At 39.0% G+C, this 17,050-nt stretch carries 14 protein-coding genes and 1 tRNA gene; 10 read left to right on the top strand and 5 right to left on the bottom strand.

The window, feature by feature from the left end; genetic code table 11:
* Positions 1-493: 493 nt before the first annotated feature.
* The gene (bioB, locus tag F565_RS0113815; RefSeq protein WP_020213831.1) at positions 494-1,603 is read right to left on the bottom strand and encodes a biotin synthase BioB; all 1,110 of its coding nucleotides are present in this window, start codon (positions 1,601-1,603) and stop codon (positions 494-496) included.
* Positions 1,604-1,929: 326 nt separating this feature from the next.
* Between bioB and F565_RS0113810 the strand changes: the two genes are divergently transcribed.
* On the top strand, positions 1,930-2,370 hold the full coding sequence (locus F565_RS0113810) for a hypothetical protein (RefSeq protein ID WP_020213830.1): 441 nt from the start codon (positions 1,930-1,932) through the stop codon (positions 2,368-2,370).
* Between the two features lie 508 nt (positions 2,371-2,878).
* Here F565_RS0113810 and F565_RS0113805 read toward each other — a convergent pair.
* A tRNA-Leu gene (locus tag F565_RS0113805) sits at positions 2,879-2,958 on the bottom strand.
* Between the two features lie 158 nt (positions 2,959-3,116).
* On the opposite strand from F565_RS0113805, the gene F565_RS0113800 reads away from it, so the two are divergent.
* A complete protein-coding gene (locus F565_RS0113800) occupies positions 3,117-4,058 on the top strand; it encodes a ribose-phosphate pyrophosphokinase (protein WP_020213829.1) in 942 nt (313 codons plus the stop codon).
* A 33-nt stretch (positions 4,059-4,091) separates the two neighbouring features.
* Positions 4,092-4,700 carry a 50S ribosomal protein L25/general stress protein Ctc gene (locus F565_RS0113795; RefSeq protein ID WP_020213828.1) on the top strand — a complete coding sequence of 203 codons (609 nt, stop codon included), beginning with the start codon at positions 4,092-4,094 and terminating at the stop codon, positions 4,698-4,700.
* A 335-nt stretch (positions 4,701-5,035) separates the two neighbouring features.
* Here the strand turns inward: F565_RS0113795 and F565_RS21680 are convergent, their stop codons facing one another.
* Complete coding sequence (locus F565_RS21680; RefSeq protein WP_020213827.1) at positions 5,036-7,717, bottom strand: T9SS type A sorting domain-containing protein; 2,682 nt, start codon at positions 7,715-7,717, stop codon at positions 5,036-5,038.
* Positions 7,718-7,909: 192 nt separating this feature from the next.
* Between F565_RS21680 and F565_RS0113785 the strand changes: the two genes are divergently transcribed.
* The 4 genes from F565_RS0113785 (at position 7,910) to F565_RS0113770 (ending at position 12,120) form a co-directional block, all read left to right on the top strand.
* On the top strand, positions 7,910-8,842 hold the full coding sequence (locus F565_RS0113785; protein ID WP_020213826.1) for a bifunctional riboflavin kinase/FAD synthetase: 933 nt from the start codon (positions 7,910-7,912) through the stop codon (positions 8,840-8,842).
* A gap of 6 nt (positions 8,843-8,848) precedes the next feature.
* Positions 8,849-10,174, top strand: a complete 1,326-nt coding sequence (locus F565_RS0113780; RefSeq protein WP_020213825.1) for an HTTM domain-containing protein — start codon at positions 8,849-8,851, stop codon at positions 10,172-10,174.
* Positions 10,175-10,363: 189 nt separating this feature from the next.
* On the top strand, positions 10,364-10,837 hold the full coding sequence (locus tag F565_RS21675) for a hypothetical protein (protein ID WP_154652611.1): 474 nt from the start codon (positions 10,364-10,366) through the stop codon (positions 10,835-10,837).
* 458 nt (positions 10,838-11,295) lie between these two features.
* Entirely contained in the window at positions 11,296-12,120 is an 825-nt protein-coding gene (locus F565_RS0113770; protein ID WP_020213823.1) for a T9SS type A sorting domain-containing protein, read from the top strand.
* A gap of 264 nt (positions 12,121-12,384) precedes the next feature.
* Here F565_RS0113770 and F565_RS0113765 read toward each other — a convergent pair whose 3' ends face one another.
* Both F565_RS0113765 and F565_RS0113760 read right to left on the bottom strand, forming a co-directional pair.
* Positions 12,385-13,221, bottom strand: coding sequence for a ferritin-like domain-containing protein (locus tag F565_RS0113765; RefSeq protein ID WP_020213822.1), 837 nt, complete (start codon positions 13,219-13,221; stop codon positions 12,385-12,387).
* A 26-nt stretch (positions 13,222-13,247) separates the two neighbouring features.
* Positions 13,248-14,009 carry a ferritin-like domain-containing protein gene (locus F565_RS0113760; protein ID WP_020213821.1) on the bottom strand — a complete coding sequence of 254 codons (762 nt, stop codon included), beginning with the start codon at positions 14,007-14,009 and terminating at the stop codon, positions 13,248-13,250.
* 474 nt (positions 14,010-14,483) lie between these two features.
* Here F565_RS0113760 and F565_RS0113755 point away from each other — a divergent pair, with 474 nt between their 5' ends.
* The 3 genes from F565_RS0113755 to F565_RS0113740 all read left to right on the top strand — a co-directional run bounded on the left by F565_RS0113755 (position 14,484) and on the right by F565_RS0113740 (position 17,014).
* Positions 14,484-15,518, top strand: coding sequence for a LacI family DNA-binding transcriptional regulator (locus F565_RS0113755; protein WP_020213820.1), 1,035 nt, complete (start codon positions 14,484-14,486; stop codon positions 15,516-15,518).
* Positions 15,519-15,535: 17 nt separating this feature from the next.
* Complete coding sequence (locus tag F565_RS0113750) at positions 15,536-16,102, top strand: Crp/Fnr family transcriptional regulator (RefSeq protein WP_020213819.1); 567 nt, start codon at positions 15,536-15,538, stop codon at positions 16,100-16,102.
* A 576-nt stretch (positions 16,103-16,678) separates the two neighbouring features.
* Positions 16,679-17,014, top strand: coding sequence for a DMT family transporter (locus F565_RS0113740; protein WP_020213818.1), 336 nt, complete (start codon positions 16,679-16,681; stop codon positions 17,012-17,014).
* Positions 17,015-17,050 lie beyond the last annotated feature (36 nt).

The following is a 17,050-nucleotide window of genomic DNA, read 5'->3' as shown; positions in this document are numbered from 1 at the left end:
TTTAGGTGTTAAATTTATTTACTTATAATAATACATGTGTTTTTATGAGATATTGTTATTTAGTATAAATCCCTTTTTTACTGTATAAAAGTGTAATGCTCTAAAAATTAAACTGTTTGATTTACGAAATGGTTGTAGTAACCCTTAGTTTTGGTAATAAAGAAGCTTATATTGAATGTTGAGATTTTTTGTTTGAATTTCGCAATTAGTCTCTTTGCTGTAAAATAGACTAATTGTTTTTACAAATGAAATTTGGTAATGTTTACTTGTAAGTTAATCTTTGCAAAATTAATTTTGATGAAGGGGAATAGCCTTATGTATGAGCGGAGTATTGGACATAAAATTGAATTTTATAAAAAAGCTACAGTGTTAAATTCCTGAGATTGTTAGTTTGCAGCCAAAAACGTAAAGTTGCCAAACGAAGTTTTGTTAAGATAAGGCACAAAAAAACTCCGCAATTGCGGAGTTTAGTATATCATATAAATAGGTGTAATTAAATAGAGTCAGCTTCAGCTTCTACTTTGCCTGTAGCCTGAGCCTGCAGGTTACGTTCTATTTTATGTCCCGGTCGCGACCATCTTGGTTTTTCGCCCAGTGGTGTAAATTCCGAATCTTCTGCTTCTACAGTTTTAGGCTGCGATACTTTAGTGAATGGTTTTTGTGGCTTAAGCCCCAACATTTCGAACATTTTCATGTCGTCGTCTACATTTGGGTTTGGTGTGGTAAGCAGTTTATCGCCTGCAAAAATAGAATTGGCTCCCGCAAAAAAGCACATGGCCTGGCCTTCACGGCTCATCTCTGTACGTCCTGCAGACAGCCTTACCTGAGTTTCCGGCATCACGATACGGGTAGTGGCTACCATGCGTATCATTTCCCATATCTCTACAGGTTTTTCATTCTCCATAGGGGTGCCCTCTACAGCCACAAGTGCATTAATAGGCACCGATTCGGGCTGCGGACTAAGCGATGCCAGTGCCACAAGCATGCCTGCACGGTCTTCTACACTTTCGCCCATACCTATAATACCCCCGCTGCACACAGTAACATTCGTTTTCCTTACATTTTCTATGGTTTGCAAACGGTCTTCAAAACCACGGGTAGAAATTACCTCTTTATAATATTCTTCAGATGTGTCAAGGTTGTGGTTGTAGGCATACAAACCGGCTTCGGCAAGGCGCTTCGCCTGATTCTCGGTAATCATCCCAAGAGTACAGCAAACCTCCATATCCAGTTTGTTTATTGTGCGTACCATTTCCAGCACCTGGTCAAACTCAGGGCCATCTTTAACGTTACGCCATGCAGCGCCCATACATACACGGCTGCTGCCGCTGCTTTTAGCGCGCAATGCCTGTGCTTTAACCTGTTGTACGCTCATAAGGTCGTTGCCTTCTACCTTAGTATGGTAACGTGCAGCCTGCGGGCAATAGCCGCAATCTTCGGGGCAGCCCCCTGTTTTTATAGATAGCAGGGTGCTTACCTGTACTACGTTAGGGTCGTGGTGCTCACGGTGTATGCTTGCGGCTTCATACAGTAAATCCATCAACGGCTTGTTGTACAGCGCTATAATTTCATCCCTGGTCCAGTCGTGCCTTTTTATGCTCATATTGGTAAAGTATTATCGCTCCAAAAGTAATTAATTTATACCAAAGTAGTGCTTTATGGCAGTAAAGTTTAGTTTTGGGCTATACTCCTATATAGTATACGTGAGTTTTTATTGTAGCGTATTTTAGTTTAGCAATTTAAACCTGAGTTTAAAACTATATTTTTGTGGTAGGGTATTAGTAGCGGTAACATGCTGTAAACACGGTTACGTTATTAAAGCCGACAATGTTCATAAGCATTCGCTATCCTGATAAGTAAAATATATCCAATCGACAGGATTAACTTTTTATATTTTATTCTTTTTAAGTTAAAAAAATAAAAGAAATAATGAAATCAAAATTTTTTATTAAAGGTGTTATATCTATCTTACTTATATTTTTGTCAATGTACCTGATTGATGTATTTGTAACGATTCCGAATAATGTATCGATTAAAGTAAATGAAATTAAATATAGTTTTAAAGGCAAAATAATTGAGAAGTTTGCTGTAAGAAATACTGAACCTACTCATTTAAAGGTATTAATAAAATATGATAGTATAATAACAATCAGTCCTAATCCGGATTTAGTGGATGTTGCTGCCGTTGGTGACAGCTTATATAAGCCGGCCAACGAAAATTATATATTTTTAAGCAGTAATGGTAATATAAAGAAATTCTTTTATACAAAATTATCTTATGAAACACGAAGCAATAAAAATTTCCCCAGAGAATGGCGTAATAAATGGCTCGATTCCAGTATGTGGGATAGCTCTAAAGAAATTAATTAATGTACTCATTTTTATATTTTGCATTAACTATTGTAGTACTGCTCAGGTAAGTTAGTTGGCAATGTAAATAAGATTAATTCTGCAAATAGCTTCAATATTTTTAGTGGTGAGAAACAATATAATGTCACCTTGCAAGCTACCAAGCTCTCTGATAATTAGTAAATTAATCTTGACGCCGTAAAATATTTGACTGAAAAAATTCTCAATAAAGATGTTGCTGTAACAGATGTAGTAAAACAAGGAGATGTTATCACGGGTAATATATAATTGTATAAAAGATAACTCGGACGGTGCTATACCCTGTTCGGCAGGTAATTTACTTAATGTTGAAATGTTGAACTGAAACTAATTCAATACACCGGGAGTAATGAGTTTTTAAAAAGTTTGTCTGACGAATAAGCTATTGTCCCTAAAAAATCTTCAATTCTCGCCTAATATTACCAGCAATTGAGATACCGTGTAAAAATAATTTTAAAAAACAAAAACCTCCCATTGCTGAGAGGTTTAGTACCTAGAGTGGGAATCGAACCCACACACCGAAGTACGCGAGTTTGAGTCGCGCGCGTCTACCAATTCCGCCATCCAGGCATGTAGTATGCAGTTTTAATCTGAGTGCAAATTTAGAAAATATTATTTAATTTCATTAAAAATACAGGATAATTTGCCGTCTGTGTAAAATTAAATTTCTAAATTTGCACCCTCGTTACACACAACAACACTAACTAACTACTAAGCAACTAATTAAAATGCTGCACACAGAACCGGAAGCCAAGATTTTTTCATGTTCTAAAAGCACTTACCTGGCCGAGAAAATAGCAGAACGCTATGGGATACCGCTGGGCAAAGTAACACTGGCCCACTATAGCGATGGCGAATTTCAGCCGTCGTTTGAAGAGTCTATAAGAGGTATACGCGTATTTTTAGTATGCTCTACCTTCCCAAGCGCAGATAACCTTATGGAGCTGCTGCTTATGATAGACGCTGCTAAAAGAGCCTCTGCAAGGCATATAACCGCGGTTATACCTTACTTTGGCTGGGCAAGACAGGACCGTAAAGATAAACCACGCGTACCCATAGGGGCTAAGCTGGTTGCAAAACTATTGGAAAGCGCCGGTGCCACACGTATAATGACGATGGACCTGCATGCCGACCAGATTCAGGGATTTTTTGAGAAACCGGTAGACCACCTGTTTGCATCAACCATATTCCTGCCGTATGTAAAAAGCCTTAACCTGGAGAACCTTACTATAGCTTCGCCGGATATGGGCGGCTCTAAAAGGGCTTATGCATATTCTAAGTTTCTTGGCAGCGATGTAGTAATATGCTACAAGCAGCGCAAAGAAGCTAATGTTATAGAAACAATGGAGCTTATAGGCGAAGTTGTGGGCCGTAACATTATACTGATAGACGACATGATAGATACAGGAGGTACCCTTGCAAAAGCGGCCGACCTGATGATAGAAAAAGGTGCGCTTAGCGTGCGCGCCATTTGTACACACGCCATATTAAGTGGCGATGCGTACGAAAAGATCGAAAGATCACAACTATCTGAACTTATTGTTACAGATAGTATTCCGCTAAAAAAGCAAACTGACAAAATTAAGGTTGTTAGCTGTGCCGATTTGTTTGCAGAGGTTATGCACATGGTGCAAAACAATAACTCTATAAGCGGCAAATTTTTAATGTAGAATTTTTTATTTATTAACTATTATATTATTCAAATGAAATCGATTACGATTAAAGGATCTGAAAGAGAAAGCGTGGGTAAAGCGGCAACGCGTACAGCACGTAATGCTGGAATGGTTCCTTGCGTGTTATACGGAGGAGATCAGCCAGTACATTTTGCTGCAGAAGAAATTGCATTTAAAAACCTTGTTTACACTCCAAACGTGCACACTGTTGTAATTGAGCTTCCAAGCGGTACTTACAGCGCTATCCTGCAGGATATCCAGTTTCACCCGGTAAGCGACAAAATTCTTCACATCGACTTTTACCAGTTAAAAGACGACAAAGAAATTACTATGGAAGTACCTGTTAAAATTACAGGAACATCTCCGGGCGTACTTGGTGGTGGTGTACTGCGTGTTAACCAGCGTAAACTTAAAGTTAGAGCTTTGCCTGCAAACCTTCCTGACTTTGTTGAGGCTAACATCTCTGAACTTGAGATGGGTAACAAACTTTACATTACTAAGTTAGAGGCTAACAACTTTAAACTGCTTAACCCGGATAATACTGTGGTTGCTCAGGTTCGTATTTCTCGTGCTGCTATGAAAGCTGCTCAGGAAGCTGCAAAAGCTGCAAAAGCACCTGCAAAAGGAAAGAAAAAATAATTCTGTTATTTTCGATATTCAAAAAGCGTCCTCACAAGGGACGCTTTTTTTATGGATATAGGACTGTTAGATTTTTTTGGATATTATACCACTATATAGAATAGTATGTTCAATGTGTTTAAAAATATTTTGCAAAATCGCAGAGCCGCAAAGTAGGGAATAAATATACTAATACAGGAAAAGATACTGATTTAGGGTAAAAACTTTGCGCCTCGCGCCTTTGCGAGGCAAAATATTTAGGCTAATAGATTACATTTGGTATAATTTCAATTTTGGTTGTACCAATAAAAAAAGAGCGCCGTTAAGCGCTCTTTAATAATATAAATTAGAAGTGATTATTTAACCACTACTTTTCTTACCTCTTTACGGTTGCCATCCTGTACAGTTACCATATAAATTCCGCCCTGTACATTTTGCAGGCTAATGTTGTGCGAGAACATACCTGTGTTAGCAAAGCTGTTGTTAAACACCTCGCGGCCTGTAATATCGTGTACTGTTACGCCTATATTGTTTTGCGATTGCGACTCGAACTGAACCGTAAAGCTACCGCTGTTAGGGTTAGGGTACAATGTAAAGTTTTTAAGGGTAAATTGTGCTGCGCTAAGCGGTGTATACACCTGCCCGCATACAGTTATACTCCATGAGTTTAATGTACCTGTGTTGTTTGCAGCTAAATCTGCTATGTTAAGGTTCCAGGTGCCTATAGCATTTTTTTCTGCAAAAGCAACAAGGGGGCGGTAAGGCCTGTATGTGTTGCCCACCTCTGTATTAGCGCAGGATAATGTATTGCCGTTATCGTCAAAAGTAATATTCATATCGTCATTACTGCTGCACTGGCGTTGCCATAAAATTACCTCGGTAGCATCGGGGCTAACGGCATTAATTACAAAATTGCCCACATAAGGGTGCGTTGCGTTTACATTAATTGTTACAGATGTAATGTTGTCTACCGCACTTACGTTTATAGGAGACGATGTAAACGTAGCAGTATTATCCGGTATTGCAATTGCTGTTGTGTTTGTGTAAGTGTTGCATTCATCTGTTACTACATAGCCTATAGTAAATGGTGTTGTATTTACGGCATAGTATATATTATTTACAGGCTCTACCATTATGCGGCAATTGCGGGCCATAATGTTAGGTACTGTTATATCTTCTGTACCATCATTATCTGTATTTGTTGCAAGTGCGGTTGTAAAGGTAAGTCCGCCATCTGTAGATAGAAGAATATTTACCTTAGCTGTGTTAACACTGTTTGCTGTTGTGCCTGCAACATTCCATGTTATGGTTTGCTGTGTGCCCTGCTCCCATGCCGTGCTGCCATTATCTCCCTGAGATGTTACCACAAATGGCCCTGCCGTAGCGTTAACCACTACGGTTGTGCTCCTGGAGGTTGTTTGCCCGCCCAGTATATTATTGTCTCTTACGGTGTAGGCAAATGTAAGTGTACGCCCTACATCCGGTATTATTTCCCAGGTAGGGTAAAGATTGTTGTCTAATACGTCTGATAGTTGTGGTATATAACGGTTCCTGCTTGTGCCTGGCGGTACAGACCTGAAGTTAGGCCCCGATGTATTTACAGACGATGGCTGATTTTGAGGGTTAGATGTACCATTTGCCTGTTCCCAGCAATATGTAAGTGCATCATTATCGGCATCGGTTGCTTCGCTGCCTTTAAGTATAAAGGCGGTGCCTTTAGGTATCGTTTTGCGTGTAACAGTTGGTACTACCGGCTCACTATTGTTAATAGGCGTAAGCACAGCGCAATTTGTGTTTTGCAATATAGTGCCAATTTCGTCAAGGCTTACAGCGTTAAAGTAAGCATCAGAATGCAGCTGAACATCGGCTGCGCCGCATATACCTGCATAGCCCATAATTGTTGTGCCACTTCCCGGCTCTACAGCTGTAGCGCTGTTAACATTAGGAAGACAGCTGCCATCTGCACCGTTAAATGTGTGGTTAGCACCAAACTGGTGGCCCATTTCGTGTGCTACATAGTCTATATCATACGGGTCGCCCACGGGGTTTGGACTACCAGTAATACCTCTGGCTTTTTGTTCAGAATCGCATATAATACCCAATCCTGCTAGGCCACCACCACCGGTACTAACGGTATGGCCTATGTCGAAGTTTTCTTCGCCTATGGTATTTGTAATTATCCTTTGAGACTGGCTTAAAAGCTGCCCGGAGCTGTTATTATTAAAATCATCGCGGGTTATAAAAATAATATCTTCATTATTATCAATAAGTTGCATGGTTACGGCAAGCTCTCTTTCATAAACAGCATCTACACGGGTTACGGTAACTACCATAGCCGCAAGTACCGCTGCTGTTTTTTGTTCTATAGTACCGGCACTTAACCCTGCTGCATTTATATGAAAAGCTGCATACTCTATAGTACATGCCATTGCAAGGCGGTACGTCCTTAAATTGCCATCGTTAACAAAAGATGCCCTTTCTGCAGGCTGGCCATTATTGCGGTGTGCGTTTTCGTTAGCAACAACCTCGCATGTAAAATCTCTCGGGCTGTTAAGGCTCGATTTTGCATATACCATATAGTTGTTAAGGTCTTTAGTGTAAGGATCTATGTAAGCAGTTCCCTGTGGGGTAAGCATCATGGCATGAAGCCCAAAAGGAGTAATGCTAAAGCGCACAATAGCTTGTGGCATTTCTATACCCTGGCCTATGTATGATTTTAGCTCCGGGTGTGCAGCAGCAATGCCGGGCTGTAAAACGCTGGCTTCATACACGCGGTAATGTTGTATTTTTCCCTGCGCATCAGGAAAAGGGATAATAAGGGTAGATGTTACACCGGTTGCACGGGCAGGTGCCAGCACAAGAGACTGTTTTAGCTGCGCAAGGTTTGTAGTAAAAAGGTTAAAGGCGGTTGGCACAGAGGCCCTGTCTGTTTTTTGTAATGATGCCAGGCTGCCTTCATTAGCAGGCTTCCAGTTTGTTTGGGCGTTCCCAATGCCAAAAATAAAAAGGGAGGCAACTAAAAGTAATGAGTTTTTCATAATTGTTATAGGTAAAACGCAAAGGTAATTGCTAAATAAACAAATAGTGAGGTTTTTTAGTTAATATTTATATGCACCTCAAAAAAAAACTGTTGTAAACTTAATTACAGTTATAAAACACTAAAAATTATGCTACTTTATTTTATTTAGGACGCAGATAATTTAACTTTGCATAACTTTTAATAATAAGGTTTGAAAATTTTTAATGCTATACAGGAGTTTTCTTCTCCTAACGGAACCATAGTAACCCTTGGTACTTTCGACGGAGTGCATAAAGGGCATAAAAGCCTGCTTGATAAGCTTATAGGCAGCGGTAAAGAATTAGGGTATGAAACGGTGGTGCTCACTTTTTTTCCGCATCCGCGAATGGTACTGCAGCCTGATGCCGATGTAAAACTGCTCAATACCATGGCCGAAAAAGCAGCCTTATTAGAAGATTTTGGGGTAAATAACCTTATTATACACCCTTTTAGCCATGAATTTTCGCGTCTTACGGCAGAAGATTTTGTAAAAGATATACTGGTAAAAAGGCTTAATGCCCGTAAAATAATTATAGGGCACGACCACCGTTTTGGCCGTAACCGTACTGCCACAACACAAGATCTTGTGCGTATGGGGCAGGAGCTTGGGTTTGAGGTAGAGCAAATATCGGCAATGGCGGTAGATGATGTAGCAGTAAGCTCTACAAAAATACGCAATGCCCTTTTTGAAGGAGATCTTGTTACAGCAAATAATTACCTGGGTTATCCTTATTATATAACCGGTACTGTTACCACAGGCAAACAGCTGGGCCGCACTATAGGTTACCCAACGGCAAACATTAATGTGCCCGAAAGCTACAAGCTTATACCTGCACAGGGGGTATATGCGGTATCATCTGTAATAAACGGGATTACCGTTTATGGCATGATGAATATAGGAACACGCCCTACTGTAAATGGCACAAACCAGACTATAGAGGTTAACTTTTTTAATTTTGATGCTGATATTTATGGTGCCGAATTAAAAATAAGCCTGCACCACCGCCTGCGCAGCGAGCAAAAATTTGAAGGGCTCGATGCGTTAAAAGCACAGCTTGCTAAAGATAAGGACGATTCTTTAAAATATTTTGAGCAACAACAGTAACGCTGCATGAAAGAACGCCTGTTTAAAGAGATAGACAATGCGCCCCTGGTTTTATTCAGGATCTTTTTTGGCTTTTTGCTTGCCTGCGAAACCTTTGGTGCTATTGCCACAGGGTGGGTGCGCGATAATTTTATAGTACCAAAGTTTACATTTTCGCATATAGGCATGGAGTGGCTGCAGCCATTGCCGGGTAGTGGCATGTACTATTATTTTGCGGTAATGGGTGTGCTGGGCATGCTTATAATGGCGGGCTATAAGTACCGTTATAGCATGGGGTTGTTTACAGTTATGTGGGCAGCGGTATATTTTATGCAAAAAACATCTTACAATAACCATTATTATTTATTAGTGCTGGTGTGCCTCATGATGTGCTTTTTGCCGGCAAACCGGTATGCATCCGCAGATGTAAAGGTAAATCCGGCGCTAAAAAAACTTACCATGCCGGCGTGGTGCTCCTGGGTTATGATAGTTATGGTAAGCATTGTATACTTTTATGCAACACTGGCAAAGTTTTACCCGGGTTGGCTTAATGGTACCTTTGCCCGCCAGTTGCTTAACGGCTCTGTTAAAAACGATGCGTTGCGTGCGGTAATGACCCAAAAATGGTTTTACCTGTTTATTACATATTCCGGCATTGTGTTCGATTTGCTTGTTGTGCCGCTATTACTCTTTAAGCGCACACGTACCATAGCTTTTATTGCATCGCTCATCTTCCATATCTTTAATTCCATTACGCTGCAAATAGGTATCTTCCCTTTTTTTGCATTAAGCTTTGCCGTGTTCTTTTTCCCTCCGGAAAAGATACGGAGCATTTTTTTTCGTAAAAAACCTGTTGTTTTAAATTATGGCTTTTCTAAAGATGGGGCCGGTGCGCTTGCTTATTTTTTTATACCGTTCCTTATAATACAGCTTTTGCTGCCGCTAAGGCATTATTTAATTAAAGGTGATGTATTGTGGACGGAGGAAGGCCACCGCCTTAGCTGGCGCATGATGCTGCGCACCCGTAATGGCGGTACACGTTTTAGAGTGGTAGAAAAAGCTACCCATAAAGATTTGTTTTATGATGCTTACAGCGACCTTACCCCTAAACAGGAGGCTGCCATGGGTACACGCCCCGACATGATTTGGCAAATGGCGCAGCGTATAAAACAGGAGTTTAAAACAAGGGAACAGGATGTGGCTGTTTATGCTATAACAAATGTATCTGTTAACAACGATCCTTATAAAGCGCTCATAGACCCCACTACAGATCTTGCAGCCGTATCATGGAATTACTACGGGCATTGCACATGGATTTTACTGTATGATAGTAAAGATAATCCTATTAAATAAGTATTTTAACAATATCTTTGTTTTATACTATTTCTTTTATTAAAATTTTACTAAACCCTGTTTAGTTGTCCTGTAATATGGCTAAATTAGATAAAGATATTAGCAAAGGCTGTATTGCCATGTGTAGTATCTTTTGCAATAGCTTATAAAACTAACACTAACGGAATAAAAACACAAAATTTTAAGATTATGAAAGCTTCCAGAATTATTACTAACGGTTTACTTATTTTTATAGCCATTGGCCTGTTTTTCCTGCTTATGGATGCCCTAAACCTGTCGCATATTATTTACTTAAGGCTTGTAAATTTTGTATTTGTAATATGGGGTATTAACAGAACTATTAAATCTAACTTTAACGATAACCTTAATGGATATTTTACCAATATTGGGTCGGCAATACTTACAGGTGTAGTTAGCCTTGTACTTTGTGTATTTGCATTTATGCTGTATGCCGAATATAAGGGTGGCGAAGAGTACCTGCAAAATTTTGCCTCTGATTATATTTTTGGTGGTGGTAATCCATCTCCGTACCAGTTTGGTGTAGGATTGTTTATAGAAGGCCTTGCATCATCGGTAATAGTATCGTTTGCTTTAATGCAGTTTTGGAAAGATAAACTCGAAAAAATTAATACGGTAGATGACAGGGCACACAACCCTCATTAATACTAAAACTCGTCCTGACTTTTTTGATTAAAGCGAAAAATAGAGATTTTTGTTTCAGATTTTGGCTTTTTTGCATTGCATAGCAGTGCTACGGAATAATAAAACAGGTAAAATATGGGGCGAAAAGATCATTTTGCAGCCAAGTGAAAAAAGTCAGGATGAGTTCATTTACTACATAAATTATTAAGCTCCTTTAACAGGGGCTTTTTTTATGGCATTTACCTAAAGTTACTTAAAATATTATTGTCCATATTTCTAAAATTAAAGTCCATTTATCCGGCATTTTTTGATTATACATTTGAATAATCGAAGTATTTAAGCTGTATGTCTTTAAAATAACATATTTATCAATAAAACTTTATGGTATTGATAATGTATAAGTTGGTTCAGGAATAATTACGCTTTATTCACTATAACGATTGCGAAGTTTTTTAAACCAAATCTATAACAGTACTATTATGAAAACAAAACTACTTACATTAGGGTTTTTTGCCTTAACAGCCTTTATTCCGGCATGCGTGCATGCACAAAACACTTACATAAACGATTTTGAAGAAGGCTCGCCGGTAGTTACTGCAACCTATGGGGCAGAGTTTGCCATTGTGCCAAACCCTGTAGCTGTGGGCAATGCGTCTGCCAATAGTGGACAAATAAAAAGAACTTCAGGTGCCTGGTACGAAATTGTAAGGTTTGCCACTTCCTTTAATGTACCTGCAAATACATCTAAATATGTTCATTTGCGTGCAATGTATACATCTTCAGTAATCCCTAACATGTCTGTACGTATAGATGCGGCAGCTGATAACGATGGTAGTGCAGATGTACACCCTACTATGGACTATACCACTCCGGGAGCATGGCAGGATATGGTTTTTAGAATAGATGGTGGAGAAACGGGAGTTAATCCCTCACAGTTTTTGTTTTTTGCAGATGCATCTGTAAACGTATTGAACAATACCGACTCGTTTGCCTACATTGATGAAATTGTGCTTAATGACAGCGAAACCCCTTTTGACTTAACAGCGGGTACAAATGCGTTTGCACATAATACTGTGGTAAAAACATATCCTAACCCTACTACAAATTTATGGAACTTTGAAGCTGCTCATGGCCAAAATTTAACCGGTGTACAAATTATTGATGCTTTAGGTAAAATAGTATTTACTAAAAATGTAACATCAGATAAACTATCTGTAGATGCTTCTAGTTTTTCTAACGGGCTGTATTTTGCAAAAATAACATCGGGTACTGCCATACAAACTATCAGGGTTATAAAAAACTAAAAGCAATTTATGTAAAGATATGGCCTGCTTTTTTCTTTTAGTTTTTTTAGCAGGCTGCGTTATATTCTTCTCCGCGAAAATAAATTTGCTTCTATATTTATCCCGTGTATTGTGCAAAATATACGGGATATTTTTTGTTGCTTAGTTATTATTGTATGATATGTCCAGCCTAAATGGCAGATGGATCACCTTAAAAAATCAGCCCGCATAACAAGTGTTATGCGGGCTGATACAATAAATAATCAACTTATTTTTATATGACTATCACACTATAAACAAGCTTGCAATTGATGTAGCAGTTGCACCTGTAATAGGCTCGTCAAAAGATTCTGTACCTCCGGTAGCCGATAGCGTAGGAGTAAATGTTCCACGAACGGCATTAGTCATAAAGCCTGCCTGGTTTACATTTTCTTCGCCGTCATAAACAGCCTGTGTTTGTGCAGGCATGCCTTCACCACGCTGATTGCCTACGATCCATCCTTTTAAACCTCTCATCCTACGGATTTGAGAAGCATGGCGTGCCTCTACAGAGTGTATTTGTAGCGCAGTTGTAAGTAATGCTTTATTACTGATAAGATTTCCTGCCTGGCCTTTGTAAGCACGTACACCTGTGTCTTCAAATGCCTGAGCTACTGCAAGGAATGTTTGGTAATTGGTAAAGGTGTCAAACGGCCCTCCACCATTAGCATTGCGTCCTCCTGTAAAGTCAAACGTAGGTTTTGCCGGTGCATCAGCTCCAAGAGCATTTTTAAGTAATGTAACATGCGATTGCTCGTGTTTAGATATCTGTGCAATAACATCACGGTCGGCAGCCGGTATTAAACCATTGGCGGCAAGGCCCATATCGTAAAATTCGTCTTCAAGGTATTCAAGTGTAAGTGCAAGTTGTAAAGCACTTAACGGGGTATCTGCAGCTGCTGCCATAGAAGTTGCAGCACTTGCTTTTTGAGAAAATAACATGCTAAACGGCACAGCAGCCATTGCGGCAGTAGCGCCTGCTTTACCAAACTGGGTAAAACTATCTCTTCTTGATCCTTTACTGTTTAGGCTTTCTAATACGCCTTCGTTTGTAAACGATTCTAAAAATTTTAATATGTTCATAACGTAGAGAATTAATTGTTAGTTGATTATTGAAGGAATTGTGCAGTAAAAGGTGTCTGGATAATGTTTAGTGAAGATACCTGACGGATTATTGCAGAAGGATTTTCTGCTTTATCAAGTCCTGTAACAGGATCTACAGCATCATCGCCTGCAAAAGAAGTTCCGCCGTTAAGCAAATCCCTGATTGCAGAAGCATGTCTTGCCTCTACCGATACAATTTTACCGGCAATAACTAAATAATCAGCATTTGTTATGTATTGCCCAGCACCGTTGTAAGCTCTAACTCCGGTATCTTCAAGAGCCATTGCTGTTTGTAATATGGCAGTTTTGTTTGCGAAATTTAAGTTGCCGTAGTTAAAAGCAAGGTCTGGCAGCAATGTACCGCTTGTTCCTGCTAATGCGCCTGTTATGGCAGTCCTGAAAAATTCTCTGTGTATAACCTCATGGTTGTAAAGGTCTACAAGCACTGCCTGCTCTTCTTCGCCAAAGGCAGTTCTAAAGGCACTGTTGTTTACTACACGGGTATAAAAATCTGCTTCAAGCTGCTCTAATGCATAAGCATAAGTAAGTATGCCTGCATCGCCTCCGCCAAGGTCAAATTTACCGTTCCTTACGCCCGGTAACTGAGCATTCGGGTCTACTGCCGGTGTTTCTAAATCGTCGTCGCTACATCCTGCAATCAATAGTCCTGTACCTGCAAGGGCAAGGCCGCTCATTTTAAGAAAATTCCTTCTGCCGTTAGGTCCCGGTGTGGTAACTGGCTTAACGTTTACTGCTGTGTTTTTCATTGTAATAACATTAATGGGTTAATAATTGTATTTTTAAAACGGTGTGGTCTCTTATGTAGAATCGTAATTTTTTATCACTTCCGAATCTCAAAGTTAATTTTACATACGCCAATAAATTGTTAATGGTTTTTGGGTTCTATCCTTATTTTTTGAGTCTTAACACAACTTTGGCAATTTTTTTAACAATTTGTTATTTTATCAAACCTTATAGTTAAAGGGGATGCTACTAATTGCTTAATTGTAAATCTTTTAAATTTAAGAAGTGTTTATTTTTATTTTTATAATTTAATTAACATGCAGTGTGAAAAAATAATAAAAGAACTTACAATTAGTTGTAAGATATACGCTACTATAATTTTAAACATACTGTAACTAAATTGTAGCTTCTGGTTTAAAAAATCGTTTTTTCTTAAAAACAACTACTATAATTTCGTAATTTTTTCGTTACTTTACCCGTATAAATCATTTTAGGATATGAGAGTAAGAGCCACTTTAAAACAAATTGCAAAAGAACTTAATGTATCAGTTTCAACAGTTTCTAAAGCGTTAAGCAACAGTCCTGAAATTAGCGAACCTACCAAAATAAAGGTGCAGGAGTTTGCAAAACTTAAAAATTACAAGCCTAATAATATAGCTGTAAATCTAAAGAGCAAGCGTTCTAAAACCATAGGCGTTGTTTTGCCTAATATTTTAAACCCATTTTTTGCCAAAGTATTTAGCGGTATAGAAAAACAGGCTAACAAGCGCGGATATAATGTTATTACATCTATATCTAACGAATCTCTGGAAAAAGAAATTTATGCTATGGATATGCTTAGCAATGGTACTATAGATGGCTTTATACTTTCAATATCCGAAGAAACCCAAAAAGAGCACGAGGTAAAACACTTTAAAGATGCTATTGCCGATGATATTCCTATTGTAATGTTCGACAGGATATCTGAAGATGTAAATTGCGATAAGGTAATTGTAGACGATTTCGATTCGGCCGTACATGCAGTTACCCACCTTATTAAAACAGGCTGTAAAAAAATAGCCTTGTTCTCGTCTTTAGATAATATTAGTGTGGCTAAGCTGCGCGATGAAGGGTATTACAAGGCGTTGCAGGATCATGGCATAGCCATAGACGAGTCTATAATTATACGTACAGAAAGTACAGATGAATTTGACGATAAGTTTATTCCGTTCTTTGAGTCTAAAAGCGGCGATATTGATGGTGTTTTTGCTATAGACGAGCACAGTGCCGTGTCTACCATGAAAGCAGCCCTTAAAAAAGGTATTAAAATACCGGAACAACTTTCTATAATAGGCTTTGCAGATGGTGTGTGGTCGCGCAGGTTAACGCCAAGCCTTAGCACAGTAAGCCAGCACGCGCCTGAGATAGGCGAGGCTGCTGCCGACATGCTTATAGACAGGCTGTTAAATAAAGATGAAGAAGAGCCGCCGTTTTCTACAAGGGTTATTAAAACCGAGCTTAGGCAAAGAGAATCTACCAGGAAATTACAATAGTTATCCAATAACACCTATTGGAAAATACACTTACTAAAATAAAATCATTATACCCGTTAAGCGATAGCGCACTTGCTAAGCTTACCGGGTTATTTTATAAAAGGCACTTTAAAAAAGGCGAACTTATACTTAAAGAGGGGCGCATAGAAAGATCGGTTTTTTTTATAGAAAAAGGCATTGCCCGCGCTTACTCTGATTTGCCTACCCAGGAGCTTACCTTTTGGCTTGGTGCCGAAGGCGATTATATAATATCTGCGCAAAGCCTTATAAATAATAAGCCCGGTTACGAAACCATAGAGGTGCTGGAAGACAGTGTTTTGTATGAAATAGATTCTGCCGCCATGATAGCCCTTTTTGAGAGCGATATAGAGCTGGCCAACTGGAGCCGTAAACTTGCCGAACATGAACTTATTAAACTGGAACAGCGGTTTATTTTCAGGCAATTTAAAACTGCTGCACAAATGTATGCCGATATTTTAGAGAATAATCCAACACTGCTGCAAAGGGTTCCGCTTAAGCATATTGCATCATATCTCGGCATAAGCCAGGTAAGCCTAAGCCGCATTAGGGCCGAGATAAAGTAATATGTAGCGTAGCATAATAACGTTTCTAACAAAGCTATTCTGCAAATTTTTGTGTCCTGAAGCAAAGCATTTTTTCTTTGAGGCCTTTGCATGTTTTACCTTAGTGAACTTAGCGGTAAAAATTCTTCGGATGATTACTTTAAGACATCATGTTTTTAAATTGCTTGAGATTATGTGTTTGCATTTTTTACAAAGTAATTCCGCTCAGCCTTGTGTCCTGAAGCAAAGCGTTTTTCCTCGTGGCCTTTGTGCATGTACCTCCGTGATCTTAGTGGTAAAATTCTTTGGGCGATTGCTTAAATGTCATGTTTTAAAGTATTTAGAGTTATTACGATTATTCTACAAAGTAATTCCGCTCAGCCTTGTGTCCTGAAGCAAAGCGTTTTTCCTCGTGGCCTTTGTGCATTTTACCTCCGTGATCTTAGTGGTAAAATTCTTTGGGCGATTGCTTAAACATCATGTTTAAATTCCGAACTCAGTGGTAAAATTCCTAAATAAAGTTTATTAGTTAACATTTGTAAAGTATTGCCCATTATTGAGGCCGTAATTTTGTGCCTCACTATTAAATGATACACAATGAACTGGATGTACCTTATCCTTGCCGGATTTTTAGAAATTGGCTTTACCACATGCATGAAACTATCTAACAATTTTACCAATATAAAATGGACTGCCGGGTTTATAGCCTGTATAGTAATTAGCTTTTACTTTGTTAATAAAGCAACTGCAACCATACCTTTAGGAACTGCTTATGCTGTATGGACAGGTATAGGCGCGGTGGGTACTGTGCTAATGGGCATCCTTTTCTTTAACGAGCCGGCTAACTTCTGGAGGATATTTTTTATTGCCACGCTTATACTATCTATAGTAGGCCTTAAATTTTTAGGGGAGCCATCTGCACAGGCTTCATAAATAAGGAATTTGGAAGCACTAATAATGCAAACGTAG

The organism is Flavobacterium rivuli WB 3.3-2 = DSM 21788 (assembly GCF_000378485.1).
GTDB classification, from domain to species: Bacteria; Bacteroidota; Bacteroidia; order Flavobacteriales; family Flavobacteriaceae; genus Flavobacterium; species Flavobacterium rivuli.
Note: the sequence above shows the minus strand (reverse complement) of the source record. Positions and strands in the feature narration are given on the sequence as shown.

Coding starts and splice junctions, on each gene's coding strand:
- bioB (WP_020213831.1), bottom strand. CDS start 1,603: ATGAGCATAAAAAGGCACGACTGGACCAGGGATGAAATTATAGCGCTG.
- F565_RS0113810 (WP_020213830.1), top strand. CDS start 1,930: ATGAAATCAAAATTTTTTATTAAAGGTGTTATATCTATCTTACTTATA.
- F565_RS0113800 (WP_020213829.1), top strand. CDS start 3,117: ATGCTGCACACAGAACCGGAAGCCAAGATTTTTTCATGTTCTAAAAGC.
- F565_RS0113795 (WP_020213828.1), top strand. CDS start 4,092: ATGAAATCGATTACGATTAAAGGATCTGAAAGAGAAAGCGTGGGTAAA.
- F565_RS21680 (WP_020213827.1), bottom strand. CDS start 7,717: ATGAAAAACTCATTACTTTTAGTTGCCTCCCTTTTTATTTTTGGCATT.
- F565_RS0113780 (WP_020213825.1), top strand. CDS start 8,849: ATGAAAGAACGCCTGTTTAAAGAGATAGACAATGCGCCCCTGGTTTTA.
- F565_RS21675 (WP_154652611.1), top strand. CDS start 10,364: ATGAAAGCTTCCAGAATTATTACTAACGGTTTACTTATTTTTATAGCC.
- F565_RS0113770 (WP_020213823.1), top strand. CDS start 11,296: ATGAAAACAAAACTACTTACATTAGGGTTTTTTGCCTTAACAGCCTTT.
- F565_RS0113765 (WP_020213822.1), bottom strand. CDS start 13,221: ATGAACATATTAAAATTTTTAGAATCGTTTACAAACGAAGGCGTATTA.
- F565_RS0113760 (WP_020213821.1), bottom strand. CDS start 14,009: ATGAAAAACACAGCAGTAAACGTTAAGCCAGTTACCACACCGGGACCT.
- F565_RS0113755 (WP_020213820.1), top strand. CDS start 14,484: ATGAGAGTAAGAGCCACTTTAAAACAAATTGCAAAAGAACTTAATGTA.
- F565_RS0113740 (WP_020213818.1), top strand. CDS start 16,679: ATGAACTGGATGTACCTTATCCTTGCCGGATTTTTAGAAATTGGCTTT.